Raw genomic sequence first — 15171 nt, forward strand, 5'->3', positions numbered from 1 at the left:
GTCGCCACCCCCGCGGCACGAGTTTACGTCCATTCTTGTTTACATGTAAATGAGATCGTGCTACGTTCACCGGGTCGCCCTCCAGAGCCGGATGGCGACACCCGAAACGACGTCGATGAAGACGCGATTCTGCGCACATTCGACGTCTCCCTGCCATCGACGAGGAGGCATGATGAGCAGTTCCCCCCTGCAGACGGACCAGCGTCCGAACGTGGCCGAGCTGGAGGATCTGGCGTTCGAGCTGCGGCGCAAGCTCCTGCAGCTGTGCGGCACTTACGAGGGCGCCGTCCACATCGGCGGAGACCTTTCCTCGGCGGACATCTTCACCGCTCTCTTCCACTACGGCCTGAACGTCGACCCGACCGACATCGCCAACCCCGATCGCGACCGCTTCGTGCTCAGCAAGGGCCACGCCGCCGTCTGCATGTACATCGCGATGGCGATGCGCGGCTTCTTCTCCTACGAAGGCATCGTCGACACCTACGGTCAGCTCGACAGCGCGTACGGCATGCACCCGTGCAAGGTGCAGTTGCCGGGCGTTGAGGCGTCGACGGGCTCGCTCGGCCACGGCCTTCCCCTCGCCGTGGGCATGGCGCTCAGCGCCCGCCACCGCGGCGACGCCCACCGCGTGTTCACCCTCCTCGGTGACGGGGAGACCGGTGAAGGCTCGGTCTGGGAGGCGGTCATGGCCGCTCGCAGCAACCGCCTCGGCAACCTCGTCGCCTTCGTCGACCGCAACCGCCAGCTCATGACGAGCTTCGCGGAGGAGCGTGTCGCGTTCGAGCCCTACCCGGACAAGTGGCGAGCCTTCGGGTGGAACGTCGTGCACATCGACGGCCACGACATGGGTCAGCTGGTCGAGGCGCTCGACGCCCTGCCCGAGCCCGACAGTGAGACGCCCACCGTCATCGTCGCCGAGACCATCAAGGGCAAGGGCGTCGACTTCATGGAGCGCAACCTCGCCTGGCACGCCGGATCGCTCGGCGCCGCCGACCTCGAACGCGCCCTCGCGGCGCTCACCGCCTCGCGTGAGAAGGAGTCCGTCTGATGCCTGTGACCTTCACTTTCGGAGAGTTCTTGGGAGCGCGATCGGTGATCGGCTCGACGCTCGCGGAGCTCGGCGCCGAGTACGAGAACCTGTGGGTGCTCACGCCCGACATCGGGGCGACCCTCGTGGAGTTCCGCGACACGTTCCCCGACCGATTCATCGATGTCGGACTCGCCGAGCAGGCCTGCGTCGGGATCGCAGCCGGACTCGCCTACGACGGCAACATCCCCGTCGTGTCCGGCATGCTCCCCTTCCTCAGCATGCGCGCCCTCGAGCAGGTGCGCACCGACGTCTGCTATCCGAACCTTCCGGTCAAGATCATCGGCACGCACGGCGGGCTCGTCGGCAACGGCGGATCGACGCACTACGCGGTCGAGGACCTCGCGCTCATGTGCGCCTTGACCAACATGACCGTCACCTCGATCGGCGACCCGCTCATGGTCGGCGAGATCATCCGGCAGTCGATGACGATGCAGGGCCCCATCTACATCCGCCTCGCTGTCGGCAAGAAGGACAAGGTGCTCTATGAGCCGGGCCAGCACGATGTGCGCATCGGCAAGGGCATCGTTGCGCGCGAGGGCACCGACGCGACGATCTTCACGCACGGCACGACCGTCGCCCAGGCGCTGGACGCCGCGGACGAGCTGGCTGCGGACGGCCGCTCGGTGCGCGTGGTCGACATGTTCACGCTGAAGCCGATCGACGAGGAGCTCATCGTGCGCTCCGCGGCCGAGACGGGCGGCCGCTTCGTCGTGCTCGAGGACCACCTCGCTTACGGCGGCCTCGCCACCCGCATCGCCGATGTCGTGGCCGATCGCGGCATCCGTCTGACGGCGTTCGAGCGACTCGGTATCCCGCAGGTGTACGCCGGCTTCGGCGAGGACGAGCAGCTGCGCGACAAGTACGGCTACGGGCTGTCGGCGACGACCGCTGCGCTGCGTCGCGTGATCGCGGCCGAGGGGTGAGCGCCACCATGCGCACCGTCGCCGTCACGCGCATCGGCAACCTGCGCGATCCCGATGAGACCACCCGCGGCCGCATCGGCGTCGTCGACATGCCGCAGCCCGAGCTGGGCCCGGAGGATGTCCGCATCCGCGTCGCCTACGCCGCCATCTGCGGATCCGACCCGCACCTGGCCGAGGGCTTCTTCGGCACCGACGTCCCGATCGGACTCGGGCACGAGGTCTCCGGCGTCATCGAAGCATTGGGGGAGCGCGCCGGACGGGGCGGCCTCCGCGTCGGCGACAGGGTCGCCGGCAACTTCCTCCGCTTCTGCGGCTCGTGCCGACCGTGTCAGGACGGACGTCAGCAGTTCTGCGAGCACATCCAGGACTACAACCGCCCGGGAATGGCCGAGACGGTCACCTGGCACGAGTCGCAGGTCTACCGTCTGCCCGACGGCGTGAGCCTGCTCGAAGGATGCCTGCTGGAGCCCACCTCTGTCGCCGTGCGCATCGCCGACAAGACCCGCATCCGCGTCGGCGACCGCGTCGTCGTCTGCGGCGGCGGACCGATCGGGCAGCTCACGGTGCAGGTCATGGCCCGCTACGGTGCGACCGCGCTCACGATGATCGAGCCGATCGCCGACCGACGCGGGATGGCCAGACGGCACGGCGCGCAGTACACGATCGACCCGACGAGTGAGAACCAGGCCGCCATCGCGGACGAGCTCACCGAGGGCCGCGGCTACGACGTCGTCATCGACGCGTCGGGATCGACACGGGCCACCCGCGGCCTGCTCGATCTGGCCGCCAAGGGCGGCACGGTCATCTACGGAGCGATGTACCCGAGCGACTACGAGCTGCCGTTGAACATCTCGGACTACCTCTATCTGAAGGAACTCACGCTCACGGGCCTCTTCGTCTCGCCGTACGCGTTCCCTCGAGCGTTGAACCTGCTGCCCCACCTCGATCTGGCCGAGTTCACCCAGGCCGTCTTCCCGCTCGAGCAGGCCGCGGAGGCCTTCGAGGCGCACCTCACCGGGCGCTATCCGAAGGTCATCATCGCCTGCAACGACGAGGCCCGGCTCGGAGGACTGTCATGACCACCGCATTGGAACGGGAAGCGGCACAGGTGGAGACGGCTCCCGCGCTCGAAGCGCGCGACATCGTCAAACGCTTCGACGGGGTCCACGCCCTGAAGGGCGCGCGCCTGTCCGTGCTCCCCGGCGAGATCCACGCCCTGCTCGGCGAGAACGGCGCGGGCAAGTCGACGCTGATCAAGGTCGTGACCGGACTGTACGCCCCCGACGGCGGCACTATCCTGCGCTCGGGTGCGGAGGTCGAGTTCCAGAGCGTGCGCACCGCCCGCGGCGAGGGGATCGTCGCGCTCTACCAGGAGCTGTCCATCATCCCGTCGCTGACGGTGGCGGAGAACATCCTGCTGGGTGAGCAGACGCCGCGCCGTGGGGGCGTCGTGAACTGGCGCGAGCTGCGCCGGCGTGCGAAGGAGCAGCTGGACAGCATCAACCAGCGCATCCCGCTGGGCAAGCTCGCGGGCGACCTGTCGCCCGTGCAGCAGACGATGGTGGCGTTCGCCCGTGCCCTCGCCACCGACGCGCGCGTGCTCATCCTGGACGAGCCGACCGCGTCGCTCACGGACACCGAGATCACCGACCTGTTCGCGGTGCTGCGATCCCTGCGCGAGCGGGGCGTCGCCATCGTCTACGTCTCGCACCGCCTCGAAGAGGTCTTCGAGCTGTGCGACCGGCTGACGATCATGCGCAACGGCGAGACCATCATCACGAAGGATGTGGCCGACTCGCACATCGACGAGGTCATCTCCCTCATGGTCGGCCGTGAGGCGGGTCAGCTTTATCCCGAGCGCGGCTCGGGCGGCGGAGACGTCGTGCTGCGCGTCGAGGGACTGACCGGCCGTCGCGTGCAGGATGTGTCGTTCGAGGTGCGTGCCGGCGAAGTCCTCGGCATCGGCGGGCTGGCCGGCGCCGGACGCAGCGAGCTGCTGCGCATCCTCGCCGGAGCGCAGAAGCACCAGGCCGGCACGATCACGGTGGGGGAGAAGACGCTGCCGCGTTCGCCGGGGGTGGGCCGTGCGCTCGCCGCAGGCATCGCGCTCGTTCCCGAGGAGCGTCGCAGCCAGGGCGTGATCCTGGGTGCGTCGATCCAGGACAACATCACGATCGCGAACCTCTCCTCGGTGAGCTCCGTCGGCGTCGTCTCCCAGGCCCGCATCGCCGACATCGCCCGTCGCGGCATGTCGGACCTGCAGATCAAGGCCCGTAGCCCCCGCCAGAGCGTGGGGGAGCTCTCGGGCGGCAACCAGCAGAAGGTCGTCCTGGCCAAGATGCTCGAGCGTCAGCCCGCCGTCCTGCTCATGGACGAGCCCACGCGCGGGATCGACGTCGGCACCAAGGCCGAGATCTACCGCCTCATCCGCCGCCTGGCGGCGACCGGCACCGCCGTGATCGCCGTCAGCTCCGAACTCCCCGAGCTCATCGGCATGAGTGACCGTGTCGTCATCATGCACGAGGGCCGAATCTCCGGACAGGTCGCCGCGGCAGAGGCCGACGACGAGCTGCTCCTCTCCTACTGCTACGGAAAGTCAGAGTGACATGGCCACCACCACGGACCCCACGCTCACCACGCGCAGCATCGTGACCGCGCGCGCCGAGTCGTTCGGGCGCATCTTCCTCCACGGCGGCACCGTCGTCGCCCTCATCGTGCTCGTCATCTTCTTCTTCGCGATGCGACCCGATGTGTTCCTGACCTTCACGAACGTGAAGAACATCCTGTACCAGGTCTCGATCCTCGCGATCATCGCCGGGGCGCAGACCATCGTCATGGTCGTCGGCGACTTCGACCTGTCGGTGGGCGCCACATCGGCGCTCGCCGGCGCGGTCGCCGCATCCATGATGATCAACGGCGTCCCCGTGACCGTCGCTGTCGCGGTCGCGATCCTGGTGGGCCTGCTCGTCGGGCTCGTCAACGGCTTGCTGATCGCGTACGTGAATCTCTCCGCCTTCGTCGCGACACTCGCCACGATGACGTCCGTGGTGGGTCTCGCCTACCTCGTGACCGCGGGGACGACACTGTTCAACCTGCCGCCGGAGTTCAACTCCATGGGGCAGGGGAAGCTGTTCGAGATCCCGATCCCGGTCTACATCGCGATCGTCATCTCGCTGCTGCTGTGGTTCGTCCTGCGCTTCACCACGATGGGCCGGCGCTGGTACGCGACCGGCGGCAACGTCGAGGTCTCGCGCCTGTCCGGCATCAACGTGCGTCGGGCCCGGCTCATCGCGTTCACGGCGGCCGGAGCGATCTCGGCGCTCGGCGGCGTGCTGCTGGCGGCACGTCTCGGCAGTGCGAGCGCCGTGCAGGGCAGCGACAACATGATGTTCTCCGTCGCCGCCGTCTTCCTCGGCATGACGGTCGTCCGTTCGGGTGCCGCGAATCTCGGCGGCACCATGGTCGGCGTCGCGATCATCGGCGTCATGAGCAACGGTCTGAACATCCTGGGCGTCAACGCCTATGTCCAGCAGGTCGTGACAGGCCTCATCATCATCGCCGCGGTCACGCTGTCGTCGCTGCGTCACCGCGAGCGCTGACGCTCCGCATCCACTTTCCCGAAGCGGTCGCCCCACGACCGTGCACCATCACAACGCCACGAACACAAAGGAGTAACACGTGCGCACATCATTCAAGGCCCTCGCGGCCGTGGCCGCTGCAGCGGCCCTCGTCCTGACCGGATGCTCATCGGGCGGCTCGGGGGGCGGCGGTGACGACACCTTCAAGGTGATCGCCTTCACCTCGGGCAACCAGACGCCGGTGGGTGCCTGGTGGGTCAAGGCCGTGCAGGAGAAGGCCGACGAACTCGGCTGGGACCTCACGGTCATCCAGGGCGACTTCGACTTCCAGAAGATGAACCCCGCGGTCGAGAGCGCCATCGGGCAGGGCGCCGACGCGATCTTCGACGGTTACACCGACGTCGCCTCGATCGGCTCGATCGTCACCGCCGCCAAGGACGCGAACATCCCGATCTTCGCGATCGACTCCGCGACCGAGGAGAACGACGCGTTCGCGATCAACGTCACCGCCGATCAGCAGGGCATCGTCGATCAGACCGTCGGGGCGCTGGATAAGGCGCTCGGAGGCCTGAAGGGCAAGAACATCATGGTGATCGGGCACGACCCGCACCCGGGCATCCGGCTGCGGGCCAGCCTCGCCGAGAAGGCGCTGACCGCGGCGGGCGCGAACATCGCCGGCGGCGACATCCAGAAGGTCGCCTCCCCGGCGACGGGACGCACCGAGGCGCTGTCGCTCGTTGCGGACTACCTGTCGGCGAACCCCGGCGGCCTCGACGGCGTCTGGGTCGGTTGGGACGACGCGGCGCTCGGCGCCGCCCAGGCCGTCAGCGAGGCGGGCTCGAAGGCGAAGGTCACCGGCGTCGACGCGACGAGCGAGGCGATCGCCGCGATCAAGGCCGGTGGTCCGTTCCTCGCGACCATCGAGCAGCCCTGGCCCAGCATCCTCGACACGGTCGTGGGTGACATCGAGGCCTACCGCAAGGACGGCACGCTGCCCTCCTCCCGCTTCGACGCGGTCGCCACGACCCTCGTGACCGTCGACAACGCGGACAGCATCACCCCCTCCGACAAGCTCGGTTGACCCTTCGGGGCGGGGTGCTGAGAGCGCCCCGCCCCACCCCAGACATGGATGGAGGTCGCACATGCGACTGGAATCGAAGACCGCCCTCATCACGGGTGGCAGCAGCGGCATCGGTCGCGCGACCGTCGAGAAGTTCCTCCGCGAAGGCGCGAAGGTCATGATCGCCGACGTCGACCTGGCGCGCTCCGACCAGGTCGTCACGGAGCTCGAGGCCCTCGGCTTCACCGGCTCCGTCGCAGCCGTGCGCACCGATGTCTCCCGCTATGAGGATGTGGAAACCGCCGTCGCGCGGACCGTCGAAGTGTTCGGCTCGCTCGACGTGATCTTCAACAACGCGGGCATCGCGGGTGGCAAGCCGCTGCTCGAGCATGACCCCGCGGTCGACTACGAGCCGATGATCCGCATCGATCAGAACGGCGTCTACTACGGCATCCTCGCCGCGGGCCGGCAGTTCCGGAAGCAGGGGACGGGCGGCGTCATCATCAGCACGTCGTCGATCTACGGCCAGCAGGCGGCGGAGCTCTCGTTCTCGTACAGCGCCGCCAAGGCCGCGGTCATCTCGTTCACCCGTTCCGCGGCGTACGAGCTCGCGCAGTACGGCGTCCGCGCCGTGGCGATCACGCCGGGGCGGGTCGGAACCCCGATCATCAACCAGTTCAGCGAAGAGCTGCGGGCGACGTTCGCCGCCGAGCAGATGCGCAACACCCTGACGGCTCCCGAGGAGATCGCGGATGTCGTGGCGTTCCTGGCTTCGGACGAGGCGAACGCCATCAACGGCACCGTCGTGAGCGTTGACGACGGCTACTCGGTGTTCAAGCAGCGGCTCGACCTGCCGGTGTTCTGAGGCGCGTCGTGGACCTCGACCTCGCGTGCCACCTCTCGGCGATCACGCACGAGCTGGCCCCGGCGCAGCTCGTGCCGGTGCTGCATGATCTGCGGGAGATGGGTTACCGACGTGCCGTGCTGCCGCCGCTGGATGCCGCCTCGACCGACGCGGACGCCCTCGCGGATGCGTTCGTGCGCACCGGGATGCTGCCGATCGCCATGTGCGGGCAGACGCCGGACGCCGATGTCTCCTCGCCCGACGCCGACGTGCGTCGGGCGGGGGTCGAGCTGCTGCGTGCGAGCGTGCGGTTCGCCGAGCGGCTCGGAGCCGACCAGCTGAACGGGGTGCCGTACGGGCTCTTCGGGCGCCCGTCCGAACCCGCCGACCCGGCGCTTCTCGCCGAGAGCGCGCGGGCGGTGGGAGCCGTCGCCGATGAGGCGGCCCAACGCGGCGTCCAGATGACCTTCGAGGTGCTGAACCGCTACGAGGAGGCGGCGATCAACACGGCCGCCCAGGCCATGGACTACATCGCGGCGAGCGGCTCGGCCCACCTCGGGGTGCACCTGGACAGCTTCCACATGGCGATCGAGGAGGCGGATGCCGTGCAGGCGGTCCGCACCGCGATGCCGCGGCTGCGCTATCTCGAGCTCGGCCAGTCCGGCCGCGGTCCGTTGGAGAGCGGCGCGGTGGACGTGCCCGCCCTTGTGCGGGAGGCGCTGGATGCGGGCTACCGCGGCCGGTGGGGCGTGGAGGCGTTCTCGCGGCCGCTGGCCGGGGGCGCGGCCGACGTGCTCTCGATCTGGCGCACACCCTACGCGGACGGCCTCGCGCTCGCCCGAGACGCGATCGGCGTCATTCGCCGGGGATGGGCGGAGAGCATCCCCGGCCGCAGATCCCACCGCCTGGCCCGCGCGACGGGCTGAAGCGGGAGCACCCTCCCATTGCGCGCGGACCCCGCGTCGCTCAGGATGTATTCATACGTATAGGGCAGGGAAGCCCGGAAAGGTGACACCGATGTCGACCGCAACGCAGGACACCGCCACCCTGATCGATCCCGACGTCTTCGCCGGGCGCATCTACATCGACGGTGAGTGGGTCGAAGGCGGGGGAGGCGCCACCGCCTCCATCGAGCCCGCCACCGGTGCGACGCTCGTGCAGGTCGGCATGGCGGATGCCGCGGATGTCGCACGCGCCGCCGCATCCGCCGCACGTGCGCAGCAGGAGTGGGCGGCCATGCCGCATCCGGCCCGTGCGGCCGTGCTGCGTAAGGCCGCACAGCTGTGGGAGCAGCACGCGGAAGAGATCATGGGCTGGAACATCCGCGAGGTCGGTGCCATCCCGCCGCTGGCCGGTTTCGCCCTGCACGTGACCGCGGCCGAGTGCTACGAGGCGTCGTCGCTGCCCTCGGCGCCGCTGGGCACGATCCTCTCCAGCGAGGAGCCTCGTCTTTCGCTCGCGCAGCAGATTCCCGTGGGCGTCGTGGGCGTCATCTCGCCCTTCAACGTCCCGCTCATCCTCGGCATCCGCGCTGTCGCGCCGGCGCTCGCGCTCGGCAACGCCGTGCTGCTCAAGCCCGACCCCCGCACGGTCGTGACCGGCGGTGTCTCGATGGTGCGCATCTTCGAGGAGGCGGGCCTGCCCAAGGGCATCCTGCAGCTCGTCCCCGGCGGCGCCGAGGTCGGCGAGGCGATGGTGGCCGACCCGCACGTGCGCGTCGTCGCCTTCACGGGGTCGACGCGGGCGGGTCGCGCCGTCGGCGAGCTCGCCGGACGTCACCTCACTCGCGCGCACCTCGAGCTCGGCGGCAACTCGGCCTTCCTCGTGCGCGAGGACGCCGACGTCGACCAGGCGGTGAACCTCGCCACGTGGGGCGCCTTCCTGCACCAGGGGCAGATCTGTATGACCGTGGGTCGGCACATCGTGCACGAATCGCTTTTCGAGGAGTACGTCGCGAAGCTCGCGGCGAAGGCGGACTCGATGGTCGTCGGCGACCCGGCGGCGGGGCAGGTGCACCTCGGACCCCTCATCGATGAGACGCAGCGGGACCGCGTGCACACGCTCGTGCAGGACGCCGTGGCCCAAGGCGCCCGCCTCGCGGCCGGCGGTACCTACGAGCAGTTGTTCTACCGCCCGACCGTGCTGGCGAACCCGCCGAAGGATGCGGCCGCGTACTGCGACGAGGTGTTCGGTCCCGTCGCCTCGGTGGTCTCCTTCGCGACCGACGACGAGGCCGTCGAGCTGGCCGCCGCGACCGACTACGGTCTGTCGCTCGGCATCGTCAGCCGCGACGCCATGAAGGCGTACGACCTCGCCAAGCGCATCCCCACCGGCATCGTGCACATCAACGACCAGACGGTCAACGACGAGGCGAACGCGCCCTTCGGCGGCGTCGGCGCCTCCGGTACCGGATCCCGCCACGGCGGTGCACAGGCGAACATCGACGCCTTCACCGAGACCCGCTGGATCACGATGCGCCGCGAGCCGGGACAGTACCCGCTCTGATACCGACGGATGCGGGCGGTCCCTCCACCGGGGGCCGCCCGCATCCGCGTGTCAGAAGGTCAGGTTGAAGACCCTGCGTGCGGTGTTCTCGAAGAAGTCGGCCTTCTCCGCATCCGAGATCGGCAGAGCGTCCTGCGCCGCGACCTCGTCGGCCTCGAACTGATACGGATAGTCCATCGCGTACATCACACGGTCCGGACCCGTGACCTCGCGGGTGAACAGGATCGCCGGCTCCCAGGGCATCCCCGAGGTGGTCAGCCAGATGTGGGAGCGGAAGTACTCCGAGGGGCGCTGCGCGAGCGGCTTGATCGCCTCGTAGCGTCCGGAGGCGACCTGCTTGGCATGCATGTGATCGATGCGGTGCAGCCAGAACGGAAGCGCCTCGCCCAGGTGCCCGACCACGAGCCGCAGACGCGGATGGCGATCGAAGACGCCCGACGTGATGATCCGGAGCAGATGGAGCCCTGCGCTGGCACCGAAACCGAGGATCGCGCCGTCGAGCCCGGCCTCGCGATAGGGGGCGATCATGGCGTTCGGGGGTGTGCCGGGATGCAGATACAGCGGCACGTCGAGATCCTCCAGCTCACGCAGCAGCGGCGCGAAACGCGGATGGTCGAGGTGGTCGCCGCGCACGTGATCGTTCAGCATCAGGCCCTTCAGCCCGTGTTCCCCGACCGCGCGGCGCAGTGCCGCGACATCCGTCGCGGCATCCGTGAACGACACCGTCCCCAGCCCGGAGAAGCGCTCCGGCCGCGCCTGGCAGATCTCACCGAGCCGTGCGTTGGCGGTCTCGGCCAGCGCCACGGCCTCATCGGCGGGAAGCACCTGGGTTCCCGGCGAGGTGAGGGCGAGCACCTGGTGGTCGATGCCGGTCGCATCCATGTCGGCGATGCGTCGCTCGGCCGCGTCCTGCAGGCGCTCCACGACCGCGCGCGGCTGCGGGTGAGGGGAGTTCAGGAAGTAGCCCATCAGGCTGTTGAAGCCGACGTCGTCCAGGTCGCGGCGCGCGAGATGGTCGCGGTACAGCGCGATCGCCTCGGGCGGCGCCCAGGCCTCCTCCGTCGCGATGCGCAGATACGGCGGGCGGTGTGCGTCGGCGTTCATGGAAGGGAGATCCTCTCTGCGGCGGCAGCCGGCTCGTCGATGTCGTGCGTGGAGATGTCCGGCAGGCGGACGGCGACCGTCGCCGCCACGCCGCCGTCGACGTGGCCGAGCGCCGTGCGCAGGGTGTCCTCCAAGTCGTCGAAGTCGGTGACGGTGGCCGCCCAGCCGCCGCCCGCGGCGCGAGCGATACCGGGCAGGTCGGCCTCGCGGCCGAGCCCCACCCAGAATCGTTCATCGCGCTGGGCGACGCCGTCCGGATACTGACGCACGGCGTTGCGCCTGGTTGCGTTCCAGCCGCCGTTGTCGAGGATGACGGTGAGCGTCGCGAGTCCGTAGCGGGCGGCGACGGATGCGGCGGAGGAGGGTGCGCTGAAGTAGAACGTGCCGTCGCCCACGATGGTGACGACGCGTCGGCCGGGGTCGGCGAGCTTGACGCCGAGGGCCCCGCCGCCCGCCCAGCCGAGAGATGTCCCCCGGTTGCCGAACACCGTGCCTGGCAGGGTCCGAGGCAGGGACCGCCAGATGTCCGGCGCCGCCGTGATGGCCTCGTTGACGACGATCGTCTCCGCGTCGATCAGCCGCGACAGGGCGGCGCCGACGCTGCCCGCCGACAGGCGCCGCTCGGCGACGTCCGCCGCGATGCGTTCGTCCCGCTCGGCGCGGGCGCGGCGGGCCTCGGCCGCCACGCTCTCGCGGCGGGTCCGGGCGGCGTGCGCCTGAGCGGCATCGGGCGTGTGCTCCAGCAGCTGGTCGAGGAACGTGACCGCGTCGGCGCGGATGAGCGCCTCGGCCGGCAGGTACCAGAGGGGGATGCGCTCCTGGAGTGGGTCGTCGCCCACCACGAAGATGCGCGCGTCGGGGTCGGGGTGCACGGCGGCGGGGATCCACGGGACGTCCGCGTCCAGCGCGATCAGGACGTCGGATGCCTCCACCGCTGCGGCGGGGGTGTCGCCCAGGTGCAGGGGGTGATCGTGCGGGAAGCTCAGCACCTCCGCGTTGTACTCGACGACCCCGATGCCCCATCTCTCCGCGAGCGTCACGAGGCGGGCGACCGCATCCCGGTCCCGGCCCACGGAGGTCGTGACGATCGTCGCGCGGGAGGCGCCCGCGAGCGCGTCGACGACCGAACGGACGGCATCCGCGCCGGCGGCGGCGGGTGCGATGCGCGGCCAGCGCTCGACGGCGGTCGCCGGAGCCGTGGCTCTCTGGGCGAGCACTTCCCGCGCGGCCGTGAGATACACAGGGCCCGCCGGGCTGCTGCGCGTGAGCTGCAGGGCGCGGAGCACGACCTGCGGAACGTTCGCCGCGGTGCGCAGGTCGTACGACCATTTCGCATACGGCCGCACGAGCGCGTGCTGGTCGGGCACGTCCTGGAGGAAGGTCACGTGGGTGTCACGGCCCCCCTGCTCCTCGCCCTCGAGCGTGTAGGGCGTGAGTCCCGCGAAGATCAGGACCGGCACGCGAGCGCGGGCCGCGTTGTGCACCGCGCCGCCGAGATTCGCCGTTCCCACATCCGTGTGGACGAAGACCGCCTGCGGGCGTCCCGTGGCGAGGGCATAGCCATGGGCGGCGCTCAGCGCCGTGTATTCGTGCGGGCAGACGATGACCCGGGGGACACGCTCGCCGCGCGCGCGATCCGCGGCGAGCGCCTCGATGAGCGCCGGATGGTCGCTGCCGAGGTTGGCGAACACGTGCTCGACGCCGGCCGCGCGGAGGGTGTCCACCAGCATGGCGGCGGCGGTCGTCGTCATGAGCGACGTCCGGTGAGGACGTGACCGTCGACGCTGTGGAAGCGGAGATACTCGTCGATCCCGTGGGGCGAGCCCTCCCAGCCCATCCCGCTCTGCTTCCAGCCGCCGAAGGGGATCCAGCGCGAGCCTTCGGGCGAGAACAGGTGGCTGTTCACGAAGGTGACCCCGGCTTCGATGTCGCGGGCCACGGCCGCACTCGCGGCAGGATCGCTCGACCAGACGGATGAAGCCAGGCCGAAGGGGGTGTCGTTGGCCCAGGCGACCGCCTGCGCGACGTCGTCGTAGGCGACCACCGGCAGCACCGGTCCGAACTGCTCGTCCCGCACGAGCTCGTCCTCCTGGCGCGCGTCTGTCACGAGGTGGGGGAGCAGGAAGTGGCCGCCGTCCCAGTCGCCCTGCGACACCGGACGGCCCAGCTCACGTACCTCGCGGCCCGCCGCGCGGGTGCGTTCGACGATCCCGCGCACGCGCTCGAGCTGTGCGGCGTTGTTGAGTGGGCCCATCGTCGTCTCCGGATGCAGCGACTCGCCCACCCGCATCCCGTCGATCCGCTCCGCCAGAAGCGCGGAGAGCTCCGCGTGCTGCCCGCGCGCCACGTAGACGCGCTTGACCGCGAAGCACACCTGGCCGGCGCGTCGGTACGCGGAGGCGACGATCCCCTCCGCAGTGCGCGCCAGGTCCGCGTCCGCCAGCACGATGGCGGGATCGTTGCCGCCCAGCTCCAGGTGGACGGGCTTCAGCGCGGTCGCGGCCCGCGCCAGCACGTGGCGGGCGGTCTGTCCGCCCCCGGTGAACGACACCTTCCCGACCCGCGGGTCGTCTATCAGGGCCTCGACGGCGGCGGCCGTCCCGTTGACCACCGACACGACACCCGGGGGGAAGACGGCGCCGACGAGGCGCGCGAGCACCGTCACCCCCAGCGGAGATGTGGGCGACGGTTTGACGATGACGGCGTTGCCGGCGGCGATCGCGGGCGCGATCTTGTTGGCGGTGAGCACGAGCGGGGCGTTCCACGGCACGATGCAGCCGACCACCCCGAATCCTCGGCGCTCGACCCGCACGTAGGCGTCGTCGGCGCCGCGGCGATGCAGCTCTGGTTCGAGGCGCTCGGCGACGGCGTCGGCGATGGCACGGAACACGGTCGCGGCGGCGCCGGTCTCGGCGCGGACGGTCGCGAGCGGCGATCCGTTCTCCCTGGCCGTCAAGACCGCCAGGCGATCGGCGTGCTCGTCGATCACGTCTGCGGCGCGGCGCAGCAGGCGTTCGCGATCCGCGATGTCGGAGCGGGACCAGGATGCGGCCGCGTGCGCCGCCGCATCCACCGCCGCGGTCACCTCGGCCGCGCCGCCGTCGAAGACGACGCCGACGGTCTCTGCGACGCGTGCGGGGTTACGCACCTCGATGCGCGCACCGCCCGTGCGCTCCTCTGCGTCGATGAGGTGCCCGAGCTCGACGGGGCTGTGCGCGTCGACGACGGGGAACGCCGCGACGATGCCGGGGCCGCTCACGAGAGAGCCCCCGCGGACGCCGGCATGACGAGCGAGAGGAGATGCGCGCGAAGTTCCAGGAAGTCTTGACTGGCGCGGGTGCGCACCTGGTCGCGGGTGCGACCGAGGGGCACCGGAACGACCTCGCGAACCACGCTCGGATTCTTCGAGAGCACCACGATCCGGTCGCTCAGGTAGATGGCCTCGTCGATGTCGTGCGTGACGACGACGACCGTGATCCCGAGTTCGTTGCGCACCCGCAGGACGAGATCCTCGAGGTCGAACCGGGTCTGCGCGTCGACCGAGGCGAAAGGCTCGTCCATGAGGAGGAGCTCGGGACGGTACGACAGGGCGCGGGCGATGGCGACCCGCTGCTGCATGCCTCCCGACAGCTCCCACGGGTACTTCTTGCCCACGTGCGCGAGGCCCACGCTCTCCAACACCTCCTCCGCGCGTCGCTCGCGTTCTCGTCGCCCCACGCCGCGGGCGGCGAGAGGGATGGCGACGTTCTTCGCGTTCGTCATCCAGGGGTAGAGCGAGCGGCTGTAGTCCTGGAAGACGAGGCCGAGCTCGGCGGGCACGTCGGTGAGGCGGTCGCCCTCGAAGCGCACTTCGCCGCCGCTGGGAGAGGCGAGCCCGGAGATGCAGCGCAGCAGTGTCGTCTTGCCCGCGCCGCTGGGGCCGACGATGCAGACCAGCTCGCCCTTGGCGACCTCGAAGCTGACGTCGGCGACGGCGGTGTTGGCCTGATCGGTGCCCTCGTTGTAGGTCTTTCGTAGTCCTTCGACCTCGAGGACGGGCACGGGGGATGTGGGGTGGGACATCGATC

13 protein-coding genes are annotated in these 15171 nt (G+C 70.0%); 9 read left to right on the top strand and 4 right to left on the bottom strand.

Annotation, left to right across the window (positions count from 1 at the left end; genetic code table 11):
• Positions 1-172: 172 nt before the first annotated feature.
• The 9 genes from SK224_RS11695 (at position 173) to SK224_RS11735 (ending at position 10000) form a co-directional block, all read left to right on the top strand.
• On the top strand, positions 173-1048 hold the full coding sequence (locus SK224_RS11695; RefSeq protein ID WP_320434854.1) for a transketolase: 876 nt from the start codon (positions 173-175) through the stop codon (positions 1046-1048).
• Positions 1048-2013: a transketolase family protein gene (locus SK224_RS11700; protein WP_320434855.1), complete on the top strand. Its 966-nt coding sequence runs from the start codon at positions 1048-1050 to the stop codon at positions 2011-2013. The genes SK224_RS11695 and SK224_RS11700 overlap by 1 nt, the downstream gene beginning before the upstream one ends.
• Positions 2010-3092 carry a zinc-dependent alcohol dehydrogenase gene (locus tag SK224_RS11705; RefSeq protein WP_320434856.1) on the top strand — a complete coding sequence of 361 codons (1083 nt, stop codon included), beginning with the start codon at positions 2010-2012 and terminating at the stop codon, positions 3090-3092. The genes SK224_RS11700 and SK224_RS11705 overlap by 4 nt, the downstream gene beginning before the upstream one ends.
• Positions 3089-4618 carry a sugar ABC transporter ATP-binding protein gene (locus SK224_RS11710; protein WP_320434857.1) on the top strand — a complete coding sequence of 510 codons (1530 nt, stop codon included), beginning with the start codon at positions 3089-3091 and terminating at the stop codon, positions 4616-4618. The genes SK224_RS11705 and SK224_RS11710 overlap by 4 nt, the downstream gene beginning before the upstream one ends.
• Position 4619: 1 nt before the next feature.
• Positions 4620-5612 carry an ABC transporter permease gene (locus SK224_RS11715; RefSeq protein WP_309733723.1) on the top strand — a complete coding sequence of 331 codons (993 nt, stop codon included), beginning with the start codon at positions 4620-4622 and terminating at the stop codon, positions 5610-5612.
• Between the two features lie 79 nt (positions 5613-5691).
• Entirely contained in the window at positions 5692-6672 is a 981-nt protein-coding gene (locus SK224_RS11720) for a sugar ABC transporter substrate-binding protein (protein WP_320434858.1), read from the top strand.
• 61 nt (positions 6673-6733) lie between these two features.
• On the top strand, positions 6734-7516 hold the full coding sequence (locus tag SK224_RS11725) for an SDR family NAD(P)-dependent oxidoreductase (RefSeq protein WP_320434859.1): 783 nt from the start codon (positions 6734-6736) through the stop codon (positions 7514-7516).
• 8 nt (positions 7517-7524) lie between these two features.
• Entirely contained in the window at positions 7525-8421 is an 897-nt protein-coding gene (locus SK224_RS11730) for a sugar phosphate isomerase/epimerase family protein (RefSeq protein ID WP_320434860.1), read from the top strand.
• A 91-nt stretch (positions 8422-8512) separates the two neighbouring features.
• Complete coding sequence (locus SK224_RS11735; protein ID WP_320434861.1) at positions 8513-10000, top strand: benzaldehyde dehydrogenase; 1488 nt, start codon at positions 8513-8515, stop codon at positions 9998-10000.
• 51 nt (positions 10001-10051) lie between these two features.
• Here the strand turns inward: SK224_RS11735 and SK224_RS11740 are convergent, their stop codons facing one another.
• The 4 genes from SK224_RS11740 to SK224_RS11755 are packed head-to-tail and all read right to left on the bottom strand — an operon-like array spanning position 10052 to position 15166.
• Positions 10052-11104 (bottom strand): amidohydrolase family protein, encoded by a 1053-nt coding sequence (locus SK224_RS11740; protein WP_309733707.1) that lies wholly within the window; start codon positions 11102-11104, stop codon positions 10052-10054.
• Entirely contained in the window at positions 11101-12855 is a 1755-nt protein-coding gene (locus SK224_RS11745) for a thiamine pyrophosphate-requiring protein (RefSeq protein ID WP_320434862.1), read from the bottom strand. The genes SK224_RS11740 and SK224_RS11745 overlap by 4 nt, the downstream gene beginning before the upstream one ends.
• Positions 12852-14363, bottom strand: coding sequence for an aldehyde dehydrogenase family protein (locus SK224_RS11750; protein ID WP_320434863.1), 1512 nt, complete (start codon positions 14361-14363; stop codon positions 12852-12854). The genes SK224_RS11745 and SK224_RS11750 overlap by 4 nt, the downstream gene beginning before the upstream one ends.
• Positions 14360-15166, bottom strand: coding sequence for an ABC transporter ATP-binding protein (locus SK224_RS11755; RefSeq protein WP_320434864.1), 807 nt, complete (start codon positions 15164-15166; stop codon positions 14360-14362). The genes SK224_RS11750 and SK224_RS11755 overlap by 4 nt, the downstream gene beginning before the upstream one ends.
• Between the last annotated feature and the right edge of the window lie 5 nt (positions 15167-15171).

This window comes from Microbacterium sp. BG28 (assembly GCF_034044005.1).
Lineage (GTDB): Bacteria > Actinomycetota > Actinomycetes > Actinomycetales > Microbacteriaceae > Microbacterium.

Bases quoted from the DNA above. Each gene is read 5' to 3' on its own strand.
- SK224_RS11695 (WP_320434854.1), top strand. From the start codon at position 173: ATGAGCAGTTCCCCCCTGCAGACGGACCAGCGTCCGAACGTGGCCGAG.
- SK224_RS11700 (WP_320434855.1), top strand. From the start codon at position 1,048: ATGCCTGTGACCTTCACTTTCGGAGAGTTCTTGGGAGCGCGATCGGTG.
- SK224_RS11710 (WP_320434857.1), top strand. From the start codon at position 3,089: ATGACCACCGCATTGGAACGGGAAGCGGCACAGGTGGAGACGGCTCCC.
- SK224_RS11715 (WP_309733723.1), top strand. From the start codon at position 4,620: ATGGCCACCACCACGGACCCCACGCTCACCACGCGCAGCATCGTGACC.
- SK224_RS11725 (WP_320434859.1), top strand. From the start codon at position 6,734: ATGCGACTGGAATCGAAGACCGCCCTCATCACGGGTGGCAGCAGCGGC.
- SK224_RS11735 (WP_320434861.1), top strand. From the start codon at position 8,513: ATGTCGACCGCAACGCAGGACACCGCCACCCTGATCGATCCCGACGTC.
- SK224_RS11740 (WP_309733707.1), bottom strand. From the start codon at position 11,104: ATGAACGCCGACGCACACCGCCCGCCGTATCTGCGCATCGCGACGGAG.
- SK224_RS11745 (WP_320434862.1), bottom strand. From the start codon at position 12,855: ATGACGACGACCGCCGCCGCCATGCTGGTGGACACCCTCCGCGCGGCC.
- SK224_RS11755 (WP_320434864.1), bottom strand. From the start codon at position 15,166: ATGTCCCACCCCACATCCCCCGTGCCCGTCCTCGAGGTCGAAGGACTA.